At 55.3% G+C, this 20,435-nt stretch carries 20 protein-coding genes, 2 tRNA genes and 1 riboswitch; of the genes, 10 read left to right on the forward strand and 12 right to left on the reverse strand.

Annotation, left to right across the window (positions count from 1 at the left end):
• Positions 1–39 precede the first annotated feature (39 nt).
• From CMO10_RS11210 to CMO10_RS11220, 3 genes are all read right to left on the reverse strand, one after another.
• Entirely contained in the window at positions 40–822 is a 783-nt protein-coding gene (locus tag CMO10_RS11210; protein WP_297021994.1) for an ABC transporter ATP-binding protein, read from the reverse strand.
• Positions 813–924, reverse strand: a riboswitch (TPP riboswitch). (Overlaps the previous gene by 10 nt.)
• Before the next feature lie 83 nt (positions 925–1,007).
• Complete coding sequence (locus tag CMO10_RS11215) at positions 1,008–3,974, reverse strand: PAS domain S-box protein (protein ID WP_297021996.1); 2,967 nt, start codon at positions 3,972–3,974, stop codon at positions 1,008–1,010.
• Between the two features lie 33 nt (positions 3,975–4,007).
• A complete protein-coding gene (locus CMO10_RS11220) occupies positions 4,008–5,177 on the reverse strand; it encodes a GGDEF/EAL domain-containing response regulator (protein ID WP_297021998.1) in 1,170 nt (389 codons plus the stop codon).
• A 309-nt stretch (positions 5,178–5,486) separates the two neighbouring features.
• On the opposite strand from CMO10_RS11220, the gene CMO10_RS11225 reads away from it, so the two are divergent.
• The 5 genes from CMO10_RS11225 (at position 5,487) to CMO10_RS11245 (ending at position 7,934) form a co-directional block, all read left to right on the forward strand.
• Entirely contained in the window at positions 5,487–6,581 is a 1,095-nt protein-coding gene (locus CMO10_RS11225) for an acetoin utilization protein AcuC (RefSeq protein ID WP_297022003.1), read from the forward strand.
• Entirely contained in the window at positions 6,578–7,024 is a 447-nt protein-coding gene (locus tag CMO10_RS11230) for a DUF192 domain-containing protein (protein ID WP_044828733.1), read from the forward strand. The genes CMO10_RS11225 and CMO10_RS11230 overlap by 4 nt, the downstream gene beginning before the upstream one ends.
• A 171-nt stretch (positions 7,025–7,195) precedes the next feature.
• Positions 7,196–7,272, forward strand: a tRNA-Pro gene (locus tag CMO10_RS11235).
• A 145-nt stretch (positions 7,273–7,417) separates the two neighbouring features.
• Positions 7,418–7,711: an ETC complex I subunit gene (locus CMO10_RS11240; RefSeq protein ID WP_297022008.1), complete on the forward strand. Its 294-nt coding sequence runs from the start codon at positions 7,418–7,420 to the stop codon at positions 7,709–7,711.
• Positions 7,712–7,857: 146 nt separating this feature from the next.
• A tRNA-Arg gene (locus CMO10_RS11245) sits at positions 7,858–7,934 on the forward strand.
• Between the two features lie 116 nt (positions 7,935–8,050).
• On the opposite strand, the gene CMO10_RS11250 is transcribed toward CMO10_RS11245, so the two are convergent.
• Positions 8,051–9,139, reverse strand: coding sequence for a Gfo/Idh/MocA family protein (locus tag CMO10_RS11250; RefSeq protein WP_297022011.1), 1,089 nt, complete (start codon positions 9,137–9,139; stop codon positions 8,051–8,053).
• Between the two features lie 306 nt (positions 9,140–9,445).
• Between CMO10_RS11250 and CMO10_RS11255 the strand changes: the two genes are divergently transcribed.
• Complete coding sequence (locus CMO10_RS11255) at positions 9,446–10,330, forward strand: AraC family transcriptional regulator (protein WP_297022013.1); 885 nt, start codon at positions 9,446–9,448, stop codon at positions 10,328–10,330.
• A gap of 17 nt (positions 10,331–10,347) precedes the next feature.
• Here CMO10_RS11255 and CMO10_RS11260 read toward each other — a convergent pair whose 3' ends face one another.
• The 4 genes from CMO10_RS11260 to hisI form a co-directional block, all read right to left on the reverse strand.
• Positions 10,348–11,001 (reverse strand): YitT family protein, encoded by a 654-nt coding sequence (locus tag CMO10_RS11260; protein WP_297022016.1) that lies wholly within the window; start codon positions 10,999–11,001, stop codon positions 10,348–10,350.
• Positions 11,002–11,461: 460 nt separating this feature from the next.
• Positions 11,462–12,262 (reverse strand): aldo/keto reductase, encoded by an 801-nt coding sequence (locus CMO10_RS11265; RefSeq protein WP_297022213.1) that lies wholly within the window; start codon positions 12,260–12,262, stop codon positions 11,462–11,464.
• A gap of 370 nt (positions 12,263–12,632) precedes the next feature.
• A complete protein-coding gene (locus tag CMO10_RS11270; protein WP_297022019.1) occupies positions 12,633–13,799 on the reverse strand; it encodes a CobW family GTP-binding protein in 1,167 nt (388 codons plus the stop codon).
• A 53-nt stretch (positions 13,800–13,852) separates the two neighbouring features.
• A complete protein-coding gene (hisI, locus tag CMO10_RS11275) occupies positions 13,853–14,251 on the reverse strand; it encodes a phosphoribosyl-AMP cyclohydrolase (protein WP_297022022.1) in 399 nt (132 codons plus the stop codon).
• Positions 14,252–14,402: 151 nt separating this feature from the next.
• Between hisI and CMO10_RS11280 the strand changes: the two genes are divergently transcribed.
• The 3 genes from CMO10_RS11280 to CMO10_RS11290 are packed head-to-tail and all read left to right on the forward strand — an operon-like array spanning position 14,403 to position 16,496.
• Positions 14,403–14,879 (forward strand): Fur family transcriptional regulator, encoded by a 477-nt coding sequence (locus CMO10_RS11280; RefSeq protein ID WP_008890884.1) that lies wholly within the window; start codon positions 14,403–14,405, stop codon positions 14,877–14,879.
• A complete protein-coding gene (znuC, locus tag CMO10_RS11285) occupies positions 14,860–15,696 on the forward strand; it encodes a zinc ABC transporter ATP-binding protein ZnuC (RefSeq protein WP_297022025.1) in 837 nt (278 codons plus the stop codon). The genes CMO10_RS11280 and znuC overlap by 20 nt, the downstream gene beginning before the upstream one ends.
• On the forward strand, positions 15,693–16,496 hold the full coding sequence (locus CMO10_RS11290) for a metal ABC transporter permease (protein ID WP_297022028.1): 804 nt from the start codon (positions 15,693–15,695) through the stop codon (positions 16,494–16,496). Before znuC ends, CMO10_RS11290 begins: the two co-directional genes overlap by 4 nt.
• 77 nt (positions 16,497–16,573) lie before the next feature.
• Here the strand turns inward: CMO10_RS11290 and metC are convergent, their stop codons facing one another.
• Positions 16,574–17,758, reverse strand: a complete 1,185-nt coding sequence (gene metC, locus CMO10_RS11295) for a cystathionine beta-lyase (RefSeq protein ID WP_297022031.1) — start codon at positions 17,756–17,758, stop codon at positions 16,574–16,576.
• A gap of 168 nt (positions 17,759–17,926) precedes the next feature.
• On the opposite strand from metC, the gene CMO10_RS11300 reads away from it, so the two are divergent.
• Positions 17,927–18,883, forward strand: coding sequence for a threonine ammonia-lyase (locus CMO10_RS11300; protein ID WP_297022033.1), 957 nt, complete (start codon positions 17,927–17,929; stop codon positions 18,881–18,883).
• A 129-nt stretch (positions 18,884–19,012) separates the two neighbouring features.
• Here the strand turns inward: CMO10_RS11300 and rpmF are convergent, their stop codons facing one another.
• Genes rpmF through CMO10_RS11315 form a run of 3 tightly spaced genes read right to left on the reverse strand, consistent with a single transcriptional unit; the run spans position 19,013 to position 20,435 of the window.
• Positions 19,013–19,192 (reverse strand): 50S ribosomal protein L32, encoded by a 180-nt coding sequence (gene rpmF / locus CMO10_RS11305; RefSeq protein WP_007090029.1) that lies wholly within the window; start codon positions 19,190–19,192, stop codon positions 19,013–19,015.
• 41 nt (positions 19,193–19,233) lie between these two features.
• A complete protein-coding gene (locus CMO10_RS11310) occupies positions 19,234–19,920 on the reverse strand; it encodes a GNAT family N-acetyltransferase (RefSeq protein WP_297022035.1) in 687 nt (228 codons plus the stop codon).
• The gene (locus CMO10_RS11315; RefSeq protein ID WP_297022038.1) at positions 19,917–20,435 is read right to left on the reverse strand and encodes a GNAT family N-acetyltransferase; all 519 of its coding nucleotides are present in this window, start codon (positions 20,433–20,435) and stop codon (positions 19,917–19,919) included. Before CMO10_RS11315 ends, CMO10_RS11310 begins: the two co-directional genes overlap by 4 nt.

The raw sequence follows: 20,435 nt of genomic DNA on the forward strand, positions 1-20,435 counted from the left end.
TCACTTCTTTTCTATTTGTATGAGGATTGTTTTGCTTGCTCATGCCGTACCCCCCGACAGATCAGCGCCAAGCTGGCCAAGGAGTTCGGCCTGTTGTGCCAGAATTCCCGGATCGGCGATGTTGCGCGGGCTTTGGCCCTTGGGCGTGATGGCATCCTGCAACCGTGCCGGGTTGCCAAACAGAACATGGACATGATCGCCAAGACGCAGCGCTTCAAGCGGATCGTGGGTCACAAGCAACACCGTTTTACCGCGCAGAACCCGTGCGGCCAGTTCCTGCAGGCGCAGACGATTGAGCGGATCAAGCGCGGAAAACGGTTCGTCCATTAACACAACCGGACGGTCTTCCATCAGGGTGCGAGCAAGGGCAGCGCGCTGTTTCATGCCGCCCGATAGCTCAGCCGGGCGGAGATGGGCGGCCTCAGCCAGGCCGACCTCGTCAATCAATTGTGAGGCTTTGTCATGTTCTGGCTTCTCACCGCGCAAAACAGCGCCCAGGACCACATTTTCAAGAACACTGCGCCATGGCAAAAGCAGGTCTTGTTGCGCCATATAGGCGACCCGGCCAGCAAGCGGGGTGTTGTCAGAACACGTGATGGTACCGCTAACATCACCTTCGACCAGCCCGGCAAAATAACGCAAAAGCGTGCTTTTCCCGACACCACTTGGCCCCAGCAAACAGGTAAAACTGCCTGCGCGCAATGTCAGGTCAAGGTCATGGAAGATGTCCGTGCCGTTAAAGGCAACGCTTCCGCCACGCAGGGCGACATCAAATTTGGTGAGATTTTGCGCTGTCTGGGGCGCTTGTTCTGTATTGCGCATACGATCCTTCCTACGCCGGTCTTAACCGGTTCAGGTTCAAAGGGTCGTTCGGCAACACCGAACCTCTCAGCCGATTTACGATCGGCCCCCCCGGAGATCACGGGACTATGCGCAGACAAAACGCAGACGTCAAGGTTTGTGACAGCAAAGTAAATGAGATCGGCAAAATGAAATGCGAGGATCCCTCAGGTTTCCTCACGGACCTGATCAAGCGTCTTGCGCACCGCGTTGGCCAGTTCGCGGTTATTATAGGGCTTGTTGATCAGCGGATAGACCGGCTTGTCAGCCGCACGTTGGTGCAAGACATCGGCGGTAAAGCCCGAACAGGTCAGGACCGCAAGATGGGGGCGGCGTTCGCGTGCCTTGTCGGCCAGCTCCAACCCGTTCATGCCGCCGGGCATGACGATGTCGGTAAGGACCATGTCGATGTCATCGCGTTCTTCAACAAGCGCGAGGCCTTCCTTGCCACTATGGGCGGTGATGGTCTTGTAGCCATATTCGCCAAGGACCGAGGCCGCGATTTCGGCCAGTTGCTGTTCGTCATCAACGATCAGAACGGTTTCTGTGCCGCGTTCCGGTTCTGCTTCGGTATCGAAGCTTGTGTGCAGAACCTTGTGGTCTTCATCATCGGCAAGCGGCAGGTAGATACGGAACGTGGTGCCAAGCCCAACCTCGGAATAAAGCGAGATATAGCCACCGGATCGTTTGACAAAGCCATACACCATTGCAAGGCCAAGGCCAGTCCCCTTGCCACGTTCCTTGGTGGTGAAGAAGGGTTGGAAGATCTGTTCGGCGACCTCAGACGTCATGCCCTTGCCATCGTCGCTGACGATCAGTTCGACATAATCGCCTTCCGGGACTTTCTGAACGGCCGGAACGGTGACAGCATCAATGTGCGAAACACGGGTCTCGATGGTGAGCTGGCCGCCTTCGGGCATGGCATCGCGGGCATTGACGGCAAGGTTAATGATCGCATCTTCAAAATCTCCGACATTGAGGCGGACCGGCGGAAGATCGTCGGACAAGCGCAGCTCAAACAGGATTTTGGACGTGATCGATTTGCCGATCAGTTCGCGCAACTCGATCAGAACATCGTTGATGACAACTGCGGCGTTTTCCTCTGGCGCCTGGCGCGAGAAGTTCAGGAGACGCCGGGTCAGGGTCGCACCGCGATCTGCCGCCGTCATGGCCTTGCCGACGAACTTTGTGATCGGGGAGTGTTCATCAAGCTTGCGCCGGGCAAGATCAAGGTTGCCGACAATAATGCCCAGAAGGTTATTGAAGTCATGGGCGACCCCGCCGGTCAACTGACCGATGGCTTCCATTTTTTGCGAGCGGCGCAGTTGCTGTTCAAGGGCGTGTTCGACGGTCAGATCGGTGATCGAGGCAATGAAATGGCGGCGGCCCTGCACATTCATCTCGGCAATGCCAAGGTTCATCGGAAACAGGGTACCATCCTTTGTCTTGCCCGTGACCTCACGGCCCTTGCCGATGATCTGGGCATCCCCGGTGCCAAGGTAATTCTTGATATAGGTGTGATGGCGTGCGCTGTCCGGATTGGGCATCAGGATCGAGACATTCTGACCAATGACTTCCTCGGCACTATAGCCAAAGATGTTTTCGGCCTCGGGGTTGAAGCCTTCGATCACGCCGGTTTCGTCGGCAAAGATAATCCCGACCGTGACACTTTCGAACGCCACCCGGAACCGTTCACGGGTTTCAATCAGGGCAGTGATGTCACGCCCGGTGCCGCGATAACCAAGGAAGGTGCCAAGATCATCAAATACCGGCACGCCGGAAATCGAAATCGTCAGTACGGTATGGTCATTGAGTTGGACCTGATACTGGAAATCGCGAAATGGCTGCCGGGCTTCGAGCAATTCGTAATGCTTGCGCCATTTGGGGGTGTCGGTCGGTTCGGCTGCATATTCGTCGCGCCGCTTGCCCTGTACGTTATCGATATCGAAGTTGGGAATGTCGCTTGGTCGAATGCTAGTATTTTTGACGCGATGTTCGACATCGGTTTCCCAAACCCAATCCGATGCAGTCTGGGTGAAATCACGGAAACGCTTTTCGCTGTCACGGAGTTCGCGTTCCTTGGTTTTCAGTCTTGTAATGTCGGTTCGAACGCCAACGATACCGCCATCATCGGTACGTTGTTCGGAAATAAGCAGCCAACGCTCGCCAACCTGTTGTTCAACGCGGCTTTTTGGTTTGCGATGCTGTTCAAGTCGATCCGCAAGCCAGATTTCCTCAACCCCAACTGCATCAGGAAACGCCCCGCGAGACAAGCCGACCCGCAGGATATGCTCAAACCGGGCACCCGGTTTGATGGCATCCGCATGGGTTTTATAGATGTCGCGATAGACATCGTTACAGATCACCAGCCGGTCATCGGCGTCAAACAGGGCAAAGCCCTCGCTCGATGATTTCAGGGCATGTTCAAGCACTTTTTTGGCGGCTTGGGCCTCGCCAAGGGCCTTGTGGGCGTCCTCCTGCGCGCTGAATGCGCGCTTAATCACATGCATGATCTGGGAGTAGGTATAGGCGGTGGCGACACCAATGGCAGCGATCCCCAGCGTGATCAGCATGATGGCGGTAGCCTTGAAAGGCGCGATCAACTCGTCACGGGTAATTTCAACCAGTACGGCGACGGACATCTTGGGGACGGGGGCATAAGCGACAAGAAGTTCATTACCGTGATCGTCATGGACCCACATCAATCCCGACTTGCCATTGAGCCCCTCAATCATGGGTTTGGCATAGTCGGACTCAAGCGGGATCGAGGCGCTATGATCGCGTTCTTTAATCTTGGTTTCCTGATGAACCAGAATTTCAATGATGTTGCCTTCTTGATGCACGATCAGAAGTTCTTCGGTGCCCTCAAGTGCTGAAAGGGCGTTAAATGCCGCGGTGACCTGCGACAGGGTTACGCCAAAGGCACGTTCTTTATGTTCGGCCGGGGCATGGCGATAGTCATAGGCGGCAACCGCGTTGATCAGTTCAGCATTGGTTTTCGCCAGACTGAGCATCGATGCACTGCGTTCCTTGAGCATGTCCTTGTAAAGAACCTGAAGCGCACCGATGCCAATGATCAGGGCAACCAGGATCATCGGGGTCAGGATTTTCGCAAGGAGCAGGGGCTTTTTCATCGGCGTGCCGTCACTTTGAAGTTGAACCCGAATTCAGGACAGGAAGCGTTCTTCGATTTCTTCGGGCGAAATGGGGCGCGACATCAGAAATCCCTGACCGATTTCACAGCCCAATTCCTTGAGCCAGTCATAGGTTTCCTGATCCTCGATCCCTTCGGCGACGACGCGCATGTTAAGCCCGTGGGCGAGTGACAGCGACATCTGGGCGACCGCCTGACATTCACGGTCGGTAAGGGCCTGACGAATAAAGGACTGATCGATTTTCAGTTCGTTGAACGGCACGCGCACCAGTTGCTGCATTGATGAATAACCGGTGCCAAAATCATCAATCGACAGATTGAAATTCTTCATCCGAAGCCGGGTCAGGATATCCATATAGGAGCTGACATTTTCCATGATGGCGGTTTCGGTCAGCTCAATGATGATCTTTTCTGGCGCGATATCACGTGCCTTGATCATGTCATCAAGCTTTTCGGGCATATCCAGATCAACAACTGTTGTTGGCGATACATTGATCGACATGGTGATGTCGTGATCGCGCCATTTCGCCATTTGCGACATGGCTTCTTCAAGCACATATTCCGTCAGTTGGTTGATCAGCCCGGATTGCTCTGCCAGCGGGATGAAAAGCCCGGGATGGATCAAGCCACGTGTCGGATGCTGCCAGCGTAGCAATGCCTCGACACCTGCGATCTTGCCGGTCTTGAAATCGAATTGCGGCTGATAAGCCAGAAAGAATTCGCGTTGTTCAATGCCGCGACGCAGCCCCTTTTCGGTTGGCAGGGCAGAGGGCGTGTCTTGCGGGCGATATTTATGGGGAACGAATTTCCTGAGAACGGCCTCGAGTTGATCGATCGTGAATGGCTTTTCGAGTACGCCGAGCACTTCGATATTGCGTGCGGAGGCCAGTTCTGATGCAGAATGCAGGATCGATTTGTCCTTGCCGCTCATGAGGATAAGCGACGCGCTGGAGCGATTTTCATGCAGGAAACGAATGATTTCGATGCCATCAAGTTTCGGCATGAAAAGATCAAGGATGATGACGTCAAACGCCGTCGAATAGGCCCGAACAAAATCATCCGCATCGGATACGGCAACCGCATTGTGCCCGATGGCGGTGACCGCGTCGGCCACGAATTCGCTCATATCCGTTTCATCATCAATGATCAGAATGTTGATCTGATCCGTCTTCGAAATATGCAAGGCTAGTCTCACCAGATGTCAAAAAGAATACGCGAAAAGACCGGAGAAAAACTGTCCATTAAGAACGATATGGGGAGACTATTGGGATGTATAAGGGGCGATATCCCCATTTGAGGATATATTTTTGCAACCTCGGCGCGATCAGGGATGCAATCCCGTTCTGACGGGGCGGGTTATCCGGGGATTTTGATTAAATCCAGTCTTGCGCCGACCCAAGAAACCGGTCACTTCTGACGATACATCTGCATCATCATCTGGTTTGAAATGGTGAACCTGCCTGACTACAGAACCCCAGACGTTCCAGCCCGCATGATCGCGGCCGAGATCTATCGCGGGTCAAGCTATGGCCCGAAACATCCGCTGGCGATCCCGCGGGTGTCGCTGGTGGTTGATATGGTCCATGCGCTGGGGTGGGTAGATGAGGAAACCTATCTGACCGGGCCGGTGGCAACACCCGATCAATTGGCGCGCTTTCATGATCCGGACTATATCGCTGCCGTCATGCAGGCCGAACGTGATCAGGCCTTGCCCGATGATTTGATGGAAAAGTTCGGGCTCGGCAAGAACGGTAATCCGATTTACCCGGAAATTTTCCGGCGTCCGGCGACCGCGGCCGGATCATCGGTGATGGCAGCCAACCTGATCGCCGATGGCGGGATCATCCATCATCCGGCAGGGGGCACCCATCACGGTCTGCGTGATCGGGCATCGGGGTTTTGTTACTTCAACGACCCGGTTCTGGGTATTTATGCCTTGCTTGATAGCGGGTTGGACCGGGTCCTTTATGTCGATATCGACGCTCATCACGGGGACGGGGTGCAATACGCCTTTGCCGAGGATGAGCGTGTTCTGACCGTATCAATGCATCAGGAAGACCTGTGGCCCAAAACCGGCGCAATTGATGACATTGCGGGCGGCATGGCGCGCAACCTTCCGATGCCTGGTGGCATGCATGATGATGAGATGCGCTACGTCCTTTTTGAATATTTGATTCCTCTTGGATTAAGTTTTGCGCCGCAAGCTATTGTTTTGCAATGTGGATGTGATACTCTTGCTGAAGATCCACTGTCCAGACAGCTTTTGGGCAATCAGTCGATCTGGGAAGTCGTGGGGACGATGACCCGATTGGCGCCCCGAAGTCTGGTTCTTGGCGGCGGAGGATATAGTCCATATGGCGTTGCACGCTGTTGGTCCGGGGTGTGGGCAACCATTAACGGGATCGAAATACCTGATGTGTTACCCATCACAGCGGAAAATATCCTGCGTGTCATAAAATGGTCGCATAGCCGTGGCAGACAGCCCGCAAGTGAGTTGTTTACCACACTTGCAGATCCATGGCGGGGTGGCGCCATCCGGGACGAGGTTCGGGAGCGCGTCAGAAGACTAAGAGGATATGGGGTATGAAGTCGTTCTTTCAGATGGCTTTGGTTGTGTGCTTTGTCAGCGCGGCGGTTGTTGCCGGGCTGAATGCAAAGGCAACCGGATTTGAACGGTCGCGTCTTCTTGTTGATGGCGAAGTGTTCAATGTTGAAATGGCCGTGACACCCGAAGAAAGGTCACGCGGCCTGATGTTCCGCACCGAAATGGCCAATGATGCCGGCATGCTGTTTGATTTCGGCGGCGCGCGCGACATTTCGATGTGGATGAAAAACACCTTTATCTCGCTTGATATGCTGTTCATCGCAGCCGATGGCACGATTGTCGGTATTGAAAAGCGCACCGTCCCGCAATCGGAAACCATCATTCCGTCGCCAAGGCCCGTACGCTTTGTGCTGGAACTGAATGGCGGATCAGCCGACCGGATGGGCTTTGAAGTTGGTGAGAAGGTCGAAGGACTTCCGCGCTGACCAGCAAAGCCCCGGCCAACAGACAGCCGGGCGATCAATCAGCAATAGCAAGGCCGCAGGTGATATCTGCGGCCTTTGGTTTTTGCGAAACTTGTTGCGCCATTTTTTACATAAAAACGCGTAATGCGGTCTTGCCCACCCAGCAAGATGGTGCTAAATCCACATCCGCGTCGGGGAGTAGCGCAGTCTGGTAGCGTACCTGCTTTGGGAGCAGGGGGTCGCGAGTTCGAATCTCGCCTTCCCGACCATTTTCCCCTTTTATCGTTTTTCGGATGCCCAACGGGATTTCCAATTGGCGATAAAAGGTGTAAAAGATGAAGAGATAGCAGGGGTTAGAGAGGCCCGCTTAACTGCCATCACCATCTTATCCCGACGGTCAAGACGAGGGTCCAGATGAAGGTCCGTGTTTACAAACCTGCCAAGAACGCCATGCAGTCCGGTCAGGCTGCAACCAAGCACTGGGTCATGGAATTTGAACCGGGTGCGAAAAAGGTTGCCGATCAGTTGATGGGCTGGATTGGATCGACCGATACCCGTGGTCAGGTCCGCATGTATTTCGAACCCCTCGAAGAAGCGCAGGCCTTTGCGGCCAAGCACAAGCTGATCGCGGATATCGAAATGCCGAAACCGCGCAAGGTTCAGATCAAATCCTATGCCGATAACTTCGCGTTCAAGCGCGTTGTCTGATCTGGCAGTTGCCAGCGGCGATTGACCAATTCTCGGGGCGGATTTCCGCCCCGTTTCGTCTGACAGGGGACGTTAAACCCTGCACTCAATCGGGCAGGCGTCCAAGGCCATGCCCCGGGGGATAAGCAAACCAGCCCCCACCCAGCGGTCCCTTAGCTCAACTGGATAGAGCAACAGACTTCTAATCTGTAGGTTGCAGGTTCGAGTCCTGCAGGGATCGCCATTTTTATCTCCCAATAGCGCAAAACAAAAATCCGAAGCCCGCAAAGCAGGCCCCGGATTTCAGGTGATCGCCGATGATCAAGCCGCGGGATGTTGGTCCCGCTGGATCAGATGTGATCAGTTCTTGGCTTCTGCCGATTTTTCGATGGCATCAAGAACCTTGTGCAGTTCAACGCCGTCAGCAAAGGTCGGTGCTGTTTTAGTGCCGTTTTTGATGTCATCGGCGATACGGGCATAGATGCCCGCGACGTTACGTGCACCGGGGAATTCCGGCATGCCTTCATAGACGGATGCATCTGGCATCAGATCGCTCAGTTCCTTTTCCTCGCCCTTGGCACCCTTGATGGTCAGCTGAACCATCTGGGCATGACCAAGGCCTGCGGTGACCTGAATGTCGCCTTCGGTCCCGTTGATTTCCCAAAGAAGGTTGGTGCCGCGTGAAACGCCACCACGGTAATGCACCGAAAGGGCCGCACCACTTGCCATGGTGCCCTGAACAAGAACCTGATCGGCGGCGTTTTTCGGTTTTTCTTCGCCGGTTTCTGCGATCTTTACGGTGTCAAAGTTACTGAGGAACGTGGCATCAAGGGTGCCGAAATCGCCCAGAACATCCTTGACGGCTGCCAGGGTATGAGCCATCGGGATGTCCTGCATGGTCGCACCATTTTTGCGATCAAACAGGTAATAGTGTTCAGCGATGCACTGGTTGGCCCAGTTGCCGCCGGTGCCGATCAGGCTGGTCGACAGAACCTTGCCGACATAGCCATCCTTGATCAGCTTTGCCAGATGGATAATTTCCGGCGCGGTGCGGGCCTGCGTGCCGACAGCGGCGACGACGCCTTTCTGCTTGGCGAGTTCGGCCAGACGAACTGCTTCATCAAGACCATTGCCCAGCGGCCATTCGCAATAGACATGCTTGCCAGCTTCAAGGGCCTGTGACACCAGCTCGTAGTGATAGGGCACTTTGACGGTAACGACGACAAGGTCGATTTCCGGGGATGCAACAAGTTCGGCGGGGCTTGAGAAGGCATATTTCAGGCCCAATTCATCGGCGGTGCGCTTGGCACTTTCCGGTGTGCTGTTGGCAACGCCAACGATCTCATAGGTATCACCAAGTGCCTTGAGGGCCGGAAGGTGGGCGGTTGCGGCCCAGTGGCTGTCAGGGTTCAGGCCGATAAAGCCAACGCGAATAGGTGAGTTAGACATAGAAGGTGCTCCTTGCACGAAAGCTCCGGCAAACGCCGTCTTTGCGTCCTTGCCTGCAATGCGGCTGCGCAAAGATGGATTTGCCAAAAACGTTCATGGCGTCTTATGCTTTGATATGTGCAAAGCCTGCGACGCCGTGTGTATGGGCACCATTTAAGCTCGTTGTCGGGCTTCGTGCTTGCAGGTTTCGATCTATTATTTGCCTAATTTGATCATTTGCCGATTGCGGCCGTGCTCTTGCGGGCAAATATGGCTTAAATCATCGATGGATCGTGCTTCCGTCCTTCACCGTTTCAGAGCATCAAGATGCAAGAAAAACTCCAGCAACTTTGTTCTCAGGCCCGCGAAATCGCCAAGCCGGGCCAATTCGTCAACATCCTTGACGGGTTTGATCTTTATGCGGTGACAGAGGCCGGGGCACCTGTGGTCACACTCTATGAACCGGTGGCCTGCATCGTTTTGCAGGGATCGATGGAAGTCATTGTCGGCGACAGCATCCTGCATTATGCGCCGGGGTCCTGCTTTGTCGGTTCGATCGACCTGCCTGTGGCGGGTCAGATCACCAAGGCGAGTTTAGATGAGCCCTATATGGCGATCAGCATCGCGCTTCATCGCGATCATCTGGCCGATCTGGTGGCCCAGGCCCCGGATGTTGACCCGGATGCGCGTAAAGGTTTTGCCGTCGGCCCGGCCCCCGATGCTCTGTTTGATGCCTGCCAGCGCTTGCTTGCGCTCAAACACGCCCCCGAAGACGTCGCGGTGATGGGCGCCTTGCTTGAAAAGGAAATTCTTTATCGCCTGCTGCGCGGGCCGCAGGCGGCAGCGCTGCATCAGATCGTTGCGTCCGATCCAAAAATCGCGCAGGTTCGCCGCGCGCTCAACTGGATCCGCAACAATATCGATCAAAGCGTTCCGATTGGCGACATGGCCAATTGTGCGGGCATGAGCCCGGCATCGTTCCGCCGCCATTTCCGCAACGCAACGGGCATGAGCCCGCTGCAATATCAGAAAACACTCCGCCTGCAGGCAGCACGCCGCGCCATCCTTGCGGGTGCCGAAGTCGGCCGTGCAGCCTTTGACGTCGGCTATGAAAGCGCCTCCCAATTCAGCCGTGAATACACCCGTCTGTTCGGTCTGGCACCGTCGTACGATGCCAAGCGGTTGCAGGCCTCGGGGACGGATGCAGCGTAATCTCGACGCGGTGAATACTATCGCGCGGAGAAATACCGCCCCGGACGATGGTTCAGCGCAATGATCAGGTTGAGCACGACGGCGCCGAGGATTGAGAGTAGGACCTTGTCAAACGGCAAGGTCAGGAAAGCGCAGACGAGGATCACCATATCGACGGCAAGTTGGAAGTAACCGGCGCGGATGTTGAAGTTTTCCTGCAGATACAGGGCCAGGATATTGACCCCGCCAAGGCCGGCGCGATGGCGAAACAGCATGAGCAGGCCAATCCCCATCAACGCACCTCCGGCAACGGCGGCATAGATCGGGTTGAGCGTCTCGAACGTCGCCAGCATCGGGGTCAGTTTCGAGAAGGCCGAGACCAGACCAACGGCGATGAAGGTCTTGATGGTAAATGCCTTGCCCATGCGTTTGAACGCCAGCCAGTAAAACGGCAGGTTGATCACAAAGAAGATCACGCCAAAGGACAGGCCCGTGGCATGCTCGATCAAAAGGGCGGCCCCGGCGGTACTGCCGGTGACAAGGATGCTTTCGCTATAAAGCGTCACACCGAGTGACACCACCATGGTGCCGAGCAACAGGGCCAGCACATCCTCATACAGGCGATGGGCGATATCGTCCTTTTTCGGTGTGCTGGTGGTGGTTGCAGTATCGGTTGTGTTTTCGGTGCTCATAAGCGAAATGCCGCCAGTTGGTTGATTAATTAGGGTCAGGACCTATCAATTTGGTTCGAATGGTTGATCGGATTTGTGCGGATACGCGAAGCAAAACCGCGGGAAGATGTCTATCTTTCAAGGTTTTGCGACAAAGTAGCCCGTGCAAATCCGTTCAATCCGAAGGACAGACGTTATATTTGCAAACTCCTGCGTCAAACCCCTTGTCCGGGGCACCAGCCCGCCCGGCGCGCTTTTCCTTGAATTTCACAAATATAACGTCTGCCATTCCAATCAAATTGATAGGCCCTGACCCTCACTAAAAATACGCCTTTCGCAGGTGCGAAACAAGCTGTGCGCAAGAAGGGGGCGAAAATCGCGCGTTTTTGATATGGGGGCATCCCCAAACGCAAAAGACCGACCCAAACGGGGCCGGTCTTGGTAATTTTATGCGTGTTTGCGAAGGTCTTCTTTGCTGGGGTCAGGCGGCCTGATCCCATTTCGGGGCAAAGGACGGATCAATCAGGCGACCGTCCGGTTTGGCAAGATCATGGATCGCGGCCATATCGCTTTCAGACAGCTCGAAATCAAAGATATCGAAATTGGCTGCCGCATTTTTCGGCGATCCCGATTTCGGAATGGCCACGACGCTGTCTTGTTGCATCAACCAGCGCAGCGTCACCTGAACAGCCGATTTGCCATATTTCTCGCCAATGGCCTTAAGCGTCGGGTCCTTCAGGACCGTGCCACGCGCAATCGGGCAATAGGCGGTCAGCAGCATGTCGCGTGCGCGCAGGCTTTCGAGCACCTTGGTCTGATCAAGATAGGGGTGATATTCGACCTGATTGACTGTGAGGGGAATATTGGACAGCGACACGGCCTTTTCGATCAGGGCAGTCGGGAAGTTTGAAATCCCGATCAGGCGGGTCATGCCGAGGTTTTTGACCTCGTTCAATGCCGCAATGGTTTCTTCAAGCGGCACATCGTCGGTCGGCCAGTGCAGAAGCAACAGATCGACATGTTCAAGATCAAGCTTGCGCAGGCTTTCCATGACCGAGGTCTGGAGATCGCCGCTTTGGAATTTGTCGTACCAGATTTTGGTGGTGACGAAATAGTCGTCGCGTGCAAGGCCGGATGCCTTCAGGCCGCGACCGACGCCTTCTTCATTGTGATACATCTGGGCGGTATCGAAATGGCGATAGCCGATCTTGGCGGCTTCCGCGATCATGGTCGCGGCATCATCGTTATTGAGCTCATACGTCCCAAAGCCAAGGGCGGGAATTTCAACGCCCTACCAGTTCCGGTAAATCATGCTGGTTTACCCCCTGTGAAGTTTGATTGTTGTGATTTTGGCTGTTCCCGAGGTCATGTGCAAATGACGATCAGGTGTCAGTTTGCCCGATATGTGCGCCAGATTTAGTCCAATGACGTAACGGCGCAACCTGTACATCAGGATGAGAAAGGCTGTGCATTCGGGGTGTTGTGCGGGAACGCCTGATATTCGGAGCCTGAATTCAGGCAAAGAAAAAGGGCGACCATGGGTAATGAGTCGCCCGAAGTTCAGGACTTAGAGTGAGGCTGTATCAAGCCAAGAACGAGATTGGCCCAATCCCGGTGGGCAATCCTTGATGTGGCTCAAACGCCGTGGATTATTATTTGCCTGCGTTATCTTCGCTGGTTTCGCTGACCGCGGCATTGAGATGATAGAATGAGTCACGAATTACCTGCGGGCCGAGATCCTTGGTGATGAAAACGATCTTTGATCGATGGTCGTTGCTTGGCCAGGCGGGAAGGGATGCCGGCGGGTGAAAGACATGCTGCACGGCATGAATGGCGACCGGCGCATCTTCGCCCACCAGATTAAGGATGCCTTTTACCCGCAAAAGGCTTTCGCCGCGCATCTGGGTAAAGATTTCGGCCCACGTAACAAACGCGTCCCAATGGATTGGTTCATTAAAGGTGATGCAGAAGGACCGGATGTGATCATCATGGCGGTTTACATCATGGCTGTGATCATGGTGGTGGTGCTCGTGATCATGGTCATGGGAATGATCATGAGCATGGCCGTGGTCGTGAGAATGATCGTGCGTGTGCCCATGCTCGTCATGATGATGGTCGTCGCCATGCTGTTCATAGGCTTCATCACGCAGCCATTTCTGTACATCCATGCTTTTGGTCGTCGGATCATAGAGCCCGGCATTGAAAAGCTTGGAAACCGCAATATCGCCATTGACCACCGGATAAATCGGCGCGGCCGGATTAAGCGCACGCAGGCGGTCTTCAAGTTCTACCCGTGTGGCGTCATCAGCCAGATCGGCCTTGGTCATCAGGATGCGATCGGCAACCGCGGCCTGCTTCACACTTTCGGGATGGTTATCAAGCTGCCCCGCACCATGGAGCGCATCGACCGTGGTGACCACGCTATCAAGACGGAACTTGGTGGTCAGAAGCGGGTCAGTCATCAGGGTGTGCAGGATCGGGGCCGGATCGGCAAGGCCGGTGGTTTCAATGATCACCCGATCAAATTCCGGGATTTCACCGCGCGTACGTTTGACAAACAGATCGCGCAAACCGGAAATCAGATCGCCGCGCACCGAGCAGCAAATGCAGCCCGAATTCAGCAACACCACGTCTTCGGAGACTTCGCGCACCAGAAGGTGATCAAGCCCGATCTCCCCAAACTCGTTGATCAGGACCGCGGTCTTGTCCATGCCGTCCTGGGTCAGCAGGGCGTTGAGAAGCGTGGTCTTGCCACTGCCGAGAAAGCCGGTAATGACGGTGGTGGCGATGCGGTCAAACTGTTCGTTGGAAAGGGCCATGATCAATCAGGTTTTGTGGTTTGGGGCAGTGAAAGTGACAATGACAGTGGGGCTTATTTCTTGCCGTAAAGCTCTTCGACCGAGACTTCCGGTTCGGAAATCACGACTTCTTCGCCGTCACGTGCGGCGAAATAGAAACAGTTGCGCCGACCGGTGTGGCACGCGACCCCGATCTGATCGACTTCGACCAGAATGGTGTCCATGTCGCAGTCATAGCGAAAATCGACAAGTTTCTGTACTTGACCGCTGCTTTCGCCCTTACGCCAGAGTTTGCCGCGAGAGCGCGAGAAATAGCAAACTCGGCCGGTTTCAAGTGTCTCAAGCACCGCGTCGCGGTTCATCCAGGCCATCATCAGGACTTCGCCGCTGTCATGTTGCTGGGCGATTGCCGGGATCAGGCCGTTTTCGTTGAATTTCAGTTTGTCGGCAATCAATGCATTTGAGCCCGTCATGGGGGTGCTCCGGTCGATGGTGGTTGACTTTTGACGTTCGGCGCGTCAGAAAATGATATATTATAACATTTCATCAGATGCCACGGCTTTTTGAAATCGCTGCAGCCTCAGCTGCCGAAATCAGGTGGCCGTCGTTACGAGATATTCAGCTATGAGCGATCTTTTCCCGAAAAAGGGCCACGATCACGACAGATGTGTGCATAGCGCACTTGCGCAGGCAGAGAAAGTCTGTGACAGCGAAAATGCCCGCTTTACCGATATGCGCCGGAAGGTCTTTACCCTGATCTGGCAATCGCACAAGGCGGTGACGGCTTATGAGCTGCTCGATGCGCTGACGGCCGAAGGGCAACGTGTGCAGCCGCCCACGGTCTATCGTGCGCTGGAATTTTTGACCGAGCTTGGACTGGTGCACCGCATTGAGTCGCTTAATGCCTATTTCGGCTGTGACCGGCCCGATTGCGAACATCTGGGGCAGTATTTCATCTGTACTGATTGTGGCCGCGTGGCCGAGGCGGTGAACGAGGATATGAGCAACGCGGTGCGCAAGGCCGCGCGCAGTGTCGGCTTTACCATTCAGGCGACCACGGTCGAGATCAAGGGGCTGTGCCATGACTGCGCCACTCATTGAAGGCCGTGACCTGATCCTGTCCTTTGGCAATGAGCGCGTCCTTGATCAGGTATCGCTTGCCATTCATCCGGGCGAGATCATCACCCTGATCGGGCCGAACGGGGCGGGCAAATCCACATTGGTCAAAACGCTTCTGGGCTTGCAGAAGCCCGATAGTGGCGAGGTCGTGCGCAAACGCGGGCTTACAATCGGCTATGTGCCGCAGAAGCTTGCTATCGATCAGGTTCTGCCGATGACCGTGAAGCGGTTTCTGACATTGACCCGCTCTGCCAGCCGGACTGAATGCGAAGGCGTTCTGGGCCAGGTCGGGGCGGGGCATGTGATCGATGCGCAGATGAGCCAGCTTTCGGGCGGCGAGACGCAGCGTGTGATGCTGGCGCGTACCCTTTTGCTGCGCCCGAACCTTCTGGTGCTTGATGAGCCGACGCAAGGGGTTGATGTGTCCGGTCAGGCGGAGCTTTATCGCCTGATTGATGACATCCGCCGCGAGCTTGATTGTGCGGTTCTGATGATTTCGCATGATCTGCATCTGGTGATGGCCAAGACCGATCAGGTGGTATGTTTCAACCGTCATGTCTGCTGCCACGGGCAGCCCGAAACCGTGCGCCAGCATCCGGAATACCGGTCGCTGTTTGGGGTGCGTGAGGCCGATGCGATTGGCATTTATCACCACGAACACGATCATGAACATGATCTGTCGGGGCATGTTGTCGGCGGATGCGGCCATGATCATACGCACGATCATTCGCACGACCATCATCACCACGCACATGATCACGGCACAACCGTCAAAGAAGGGGCAGGGACACACCAATGATGGATGATTTCCTGTTTCGTGCCGTTTTGGGCGGTGTTTTGCTGGCCGTCGTTTGTGGCCCATTTGGGGCTTTCATCGTCTGGCGGCGCATGGCGTTCTTTGGCGATATGCTCGCCCACACGGCCCTTTTGGGGGTCGCGCTTGGTCTTCTGATCGGGGTGGATGTGCGGATTGGCATGATCGCGACCTGTCTGGCAGCGGCGCTTATTTTGGCCTTTGGTCAGCGGCAATCACGGATTGGCAATGACACCGTGCTGGGCATGCTGGCCCATTCCACGCTGGCACTTGGTATGGTGGCCCTTGCCTTTGTGCAGGGTGTGGCGATTGACCTCATGGCCTATCTGTTTGGCGATATTCTGGCGGTCAATGCGGCGGATATCTGGCTTCTGGGTGTTGGTGGGGCGTTTGCGCTTGGGATCCTGACATGGATGTGGCGCCCGTTGCTGGCACTCACGGTCAGCCCGGAAATTGCTGCGGCTGAGAGCATTCCGGTCGAACGGTTGCGTTTGATCTTCATGCTGTTGATGGCGCTTGTGATCGGCATGGCGATCAAGATTGTCGGTGTTCTTCTGATCACAGCTCTTTTGATCGTGCCGGCCGCGAGCGCACGCTTTTTTGCCCGGACGCCGGAACAAATGGCGATTGGGGCGGGGATGTTTGGTGCAGCTGCCGTTCTGGCAGGCATTGCCCTGTCATGGCATGTCGATACCCCGGCCGGGCCGAGTATTGTGATTTCGGCAGCTGCGATCTTTATCCTGTCGGCAGGATTTGCGCCGGTTATGCGGAAGCTTGTTTCGTAAAGCGGATCTTGTCGATGGTGACAAAGCAAAACGGCGCGGAATTTCCGCGCCGTTTTTCATTTTGATGATGGCTGTTTTTAGGCCGTTTTCAGGCGCTCAAATCCGGCTTCCAGATCGGCGATCAGATCGTCTGCGTCTTCAAGGCCGATATGCAGGCGGATCAGTTGGCCGTCTTCGTCCCATTTGGTGGCAGTACGGATTTTGGTTGGATCAGACGGCAGGATCAGGCTTTCAAAGCCGCCCCAGCTAAAGCCCATGCCAAAGAGTTCCATGTGATCGACCATATTGGCGAGTTGGGCTTTCTCGACCGGTTCCATGACAAAGGAAAACAGGCCGCATGCGCCCGAGAAATCGCGTTTCCAGATAGCATGGCCCGGATCATCGGGAAGACCCGGATGCAGGACGCGTTTGACTTCCGGTCGGGTTTGCAGCCATTTCGCAACCTTAAGGCCGCTTTCGTGATGCTGTTTAAGGCGCACGGCAAGGGTGCGCAGGCCACGCTGGGCAAGGTAGCAATCATCAGGCCCAACCGCGTCACCTGAAATCAGGACCTGCTTTTTAATGGTCAGAAGGTCTTCCTCGGTCGCGGTGGTGATGGTGCCCAGCATGACGTCGGAATGGCCGACAATGTATTTGGTGCCGGCCTGAACCGAGACATCAACACCGAGTTCAAACGGGCGGCACAGGATCGGTGAGGCCCATGTGTTATCCAGCAGGACTTTAACATCGCGCGCATGCGCCGCCTTGGCGATGGCCGGGATATCCTGCATCTCAAAGGTCAGCGAGCCCGGGCTTTCGCACCAGACAAGGGCGGTGTTGTCGCGAATAAGGCCTGCAATGTCGCTGCCAATCGCCGGATCATAGTATTCCGTCTCGACCCCGAACTTCTTAAGGAAGGTATTGCACAAGTTGCGAGTCGGGAAATAGGTGCTATCGGTGATCAGGATATGATCGCCAGGCTTTACAAAAGCCAGGATCGCATTGGTGATGGCCGAAACGCCAGACGATACGCAAAGCGTGCCATAACCGCCTTCAAGTTCCGCAACAGCTTCTTCAAGCAGAAAGCGCGTGGGCGTACCGTGGCGGCCATAGGTAACTTTGCCCGGTGCCGATGCACCAGCCTTTTCAAGTTCTGCCAGGCTGTCAAACAGGATGGTCGAGGCATGCAGGACCGGCGGGTTGACCACACCGTGATACTGGCTGGAACGGCGGCCAGCATGGACCAATTTGGTTGCGGTATGTTTGGGGCTTTGCGATGACATGTCTGGCGGTACTCCTTGGGCGCGACGTCTTGTGCTTCAAAGACAAACCACCTTGGCGGCGGGCATTCAAGGCTTTTTGCGACAAAGCCATTGTTAAACCCGGTTATCGGGTTATTTCTTACGGGCAATAACCGCAAAGAATGACAAAAGAATTGTAAAGGGGGCCTCGTGATTGAACTTCAGGATTTTCGTGCCGCGCGCAAGGCGATATCAGACCATGTGCGCCTGACCCCGGTGTTTGAAGCCAGCAATTTTGGTGACACAACGGGTTTTGCTGCACGCGATCGCATCCCCGAAATGTTTCTTAAACTTGAAAACATGCAGGTCAGCGGATCCTTCAAGGCACGTGGTGCTATGAATGCTGCACTGGCGCTTGATCCCGAGCAACGAGCAGCCGGGCTTTGCACCGCATCGGGTGGCAATCACGGCATGGGCGTGATCCATGCGGCACGCACCCTTGCTGTTCCTGTGAAAATCTTCCTGCCGACCAATACGCCAAAGCCCAAGGTCAAGAAACTGCGCGATCAAGGTGTTGATGTTGCCTTGATCGGGGCTGTCTGGGATGACGCCAACCGTGCGGCGATGGAGCACGCGCGTGAAAGCGGCATGGCCTATATCCATCCCTTTGCCGATCCCAAGGTGATCGCAGGGCAGGGCACGATTGCGCTGGAGCTTCTGGAGCAGCAACCTGACCTTGATACGCTGGTGGTCGCAATCGGTGGCGGTGGATTGATTTCCGGTGTGGCGACAGCCGCCCGCCTATTGCGTCCCTCGATCCGGGTGATCGGTGTTGAGCCGACCGGGGCGGCAACCCTGTTTGAAAGCCTTAAGGCCAACGAGGTCGTGACACTGTCAAGTGTCAATACAGCCGCGACCAGTCTGGCACCGCGTCAGTCATCAGCACTTAATGTCGATCTGATTTCAAGAAACGTTGATCGCATTGCCCTTGTCAGTGACGAGGAAATGCAAAAGGCCGCAAGGTGGCTTTGGAAAGAGTTTGGTCTTTCGGTCGAACTGTCAGCAGCGGCCGGTATTGCAGCAGTGATGAACGATCGTCTGGGCGATGCGGCCCCGGGGCGGGTCGGCGTAATTGTCTGCGGGACCGGTGCCGACGGGTTTGAGTAGGGGCAAATAAAAAGGGATGAAACCAGACGGTTTCATCCCTTTTTAAACCAGACGCCAGCCCGATTGGACTGGCGTGGAAATATATAGCGTCGCAAACCGCCAAAGAGCAAAAAGCTCTCCGGTACGGAATTACATCTTCGGCTCGACCACCTGACGACCACGGTACATACCGGTGTTCGGGTCAATGTGGTGCGGGCGATGCAGTTCGCCGGTCTCTTTGTCTTCGCGGTACGAGCCCTTGGCGAGCTTGTCATGCGAGCGACGCATGCCCTGACGGGACTTGGTCACTTTTTTCTTTGGCACTGCCATGGGTCATCATCCTCTGGCTTGGGTAAACTCAGGCGCGCTTGTTACCGTGCGCGGTCGGGAAAGTCAACGATCAAAGTGTCGGAATCTGCATTATTTGCATTTTCACTGTCACTTTCACGTTTGGGCGCATCACCAGCAGGATGGCCATCATGATCAACATGATGATCAATGTGCGGGATCAGCCCGGTATCACGCGGATCGTCCACAATATCGGTTCGCTGGTCGTATATCGCAAAACCTGCCTTTTGATAAGCCCCAAGTGCACTTGGATGATCAAGTGTGCAGGTATTGACCGTCAGGCGGGCGGGCTTGAAGCTCCAGGCGGTATCAATCGCCCAATCAAGCAGGTATTTGCCAAAGCCCTTGCCGATGAATTCCGGCATCAGGCCCATATAATGCAGATCAATGACGTTATCAGATTCAAAATCCGTCAGATCAAGCTCGGCGAAGCCGGCCGGTACACCCGCGACATACAGCACATAAACATGCGTTTCGGGCTTGGCCAGGATCGGTGCCAGTTCCTCGTCGCTCATGAGGCGGCGCAGCCACCACAGCCACGGTTCGCCAACCGTATTATAAAGGTAGCGATAAAATGACAGGGTCGGGTTTTCAGCACGGATAATCGCGACCTTGCCCGGCGGGACGATGGCTGGAACGCGATCGGGCGGGCTTTGCATTTCAAGGAAGCTGACAACAACTTCCAGCTTGCGCGGATTGGATGGGGTCATTGGACTAAACTCTTGCGCATTATTTTGTTTTGGGGCGAATCAGGTTGATCCTGATCGGTGACGCTTCCGATAAAGTCATAGCCGAGTTTGGTGTAAAAATCATCCGCTGCGGCACTTTCAATGGTAACCCGGATCTCACCCAGCCCGGAAAGGCGCAGGATATCCTCGGCCAGTGCCACCAGCTCACTGCCAATGCCCGATCCTTGGGCGTGTTCGGCAATTGCAAGGTAGTGTATCCAGCCAAAAACAGTGTCATGGCCGGTCATCATGGTGGCGAAGATCTGTTGATCATTTGGCATGCGGGCAACGATCAGGCTGCCATTGTCGGCCGAAATGCAGTTTTCGATATCCTGACGGGCATCGCGGATGGCCGGGATCAGGCCGGTTGCGATCCAAAGCCGGGTGATGGCGGCGATGTCTTCGGCTGTAGGGGTTTTGAGCTGTTCAAGTTCGATGCCCGCCGCGTCGGCGGTATTATTGGCCAGTTCCAGACCAAAGGGGGATGGGGCGGGCAT

The sequence above is a fragment of the Thalassospira sp. genome (assembly GCF_002709775.1).
Taxonomy (GTDB): Bacteria; Pseudomonadota; Alphaproteobacteria; order Rhodospirillales; family Thalassospiraceae; genus Thalassospira.

Bases quoted from the DNA above. Each gene is read 5' to 3' on its own strand.
- CMO10_RS11230 (WP_044828733.1), top strand. From the start codon at position 6,578: ATGAAGTCGTTCTTTCAGATGGCTTTGGTTGTGTGCTTTGTCAGCGCG.
- znuC (WP_297022025.1), top strand. From the start codon at position 14,860: ATGACTGCGCCACTCATTGAAGGCCGTGACCTGATCCTGTCCTTTGGC.
- CMO10_RS11240 (WP_297022008.1), top strand. From the start codon at position 7,418: ATGAAGGTCCGTGTTTACAAACCTGCCAAGAACGCCATGCAGTCCGGT.
- CMO10_RS11310 (WP_297022035.1), bottom strand. From the start codon at position 19,920: ATGACCCCATCCAATCCGCGCAAGCTGGAAGTTGTTGTCAGCTTCCTT.
- CMO10_RS11210 (WP_297021994.1), bottom strand. From the start codon at position 822: ATGCGCAATACAGAACAAGCGCCCCAGACAGCGCAAAATCTCACCAAA.
- hisI (WP_297022022.1), bottom strand. From the start codon at position 14,251: ATGACGGGCTCAAATGCATTGATTGCCGACAAACTGAAATTCAACGAA.
- CMO10_RS11280 (WP_008890884.1), top strand. From the start codon at position 14,403: ATGAGCGATCTTTTCCCGAAAAAGGGCCACGATCACGACAGATGTGTG.
- CMO10_RS11315 (WP_297022038.1), bottom strand. From the start codon at position 20,435: ATGCCCGCCCCATCCCCCTTTGGTCTGGAACTGGCCAATAATACCGCC.
- CMO10_RS11215 (WP_297021996.1), bottom strand. From the start codon at position 3,974: ATGAAAAAGCCCCTGCTCCTTGCGAAAATCCTGACCCCGATGATCCTG.
- CMO10_RS11255 (WP_297022013.1), top strand. From the start codon at position 9,446: ATGCAAGAAAAACTCCAGCAACTTTGTTCTCAGGCCCGCGAAATCGCC.
- rpmF (WP_007090029.1), bottom strand. From the start codon at position 19,192: ATGGCAGTGCCAAAGAAAAAAGTGACCAAGTCCCGTCAGGGCATGCGT.
- CMO10_RS11225 (WP_297022003.1), top strand. From the start codon at position 5,487: ATGATCGCGGCCGAGATCTATCGCGGGTCAAGCTATGGCCCGAAACAT.
- CMO10_RS11260 (WP_297022016.1), bottom strand. From the start codon at position 11,001: ATGAGCACCGAAAACACAACCGATACTGCAACCACCACCAGCACACCG.
- CMO10_RS11250 (WP_297022011.1), bottom strand. From the start codon at position 9,139: ATGTCTAACTCACCTATTCGCGTTGGCTTTATCGGCCTGAACCCTGAC.
- CMO10_RS11270 (WP_297022019.1), bottom strand. From the start codon at position 13,799: ATGGCCCTTTCCAACGAACAGTTTGACCGCATCGCCACCACCGTCATT.
- CMO10_RS11290 (WP_297022028.1), top strand. From the start codon at position 15,693: ATGATGGATGATTTCCTGTTTCGTGCCGTTTTGGGCGGTGTTTTGCTG.
- metC (WP_297022031.1), bottom strand. From the start codon at position 17,758: ATGTCATCGCAAAGCCCCAAACATACCGCAACCAAATTGGTCCATGCT.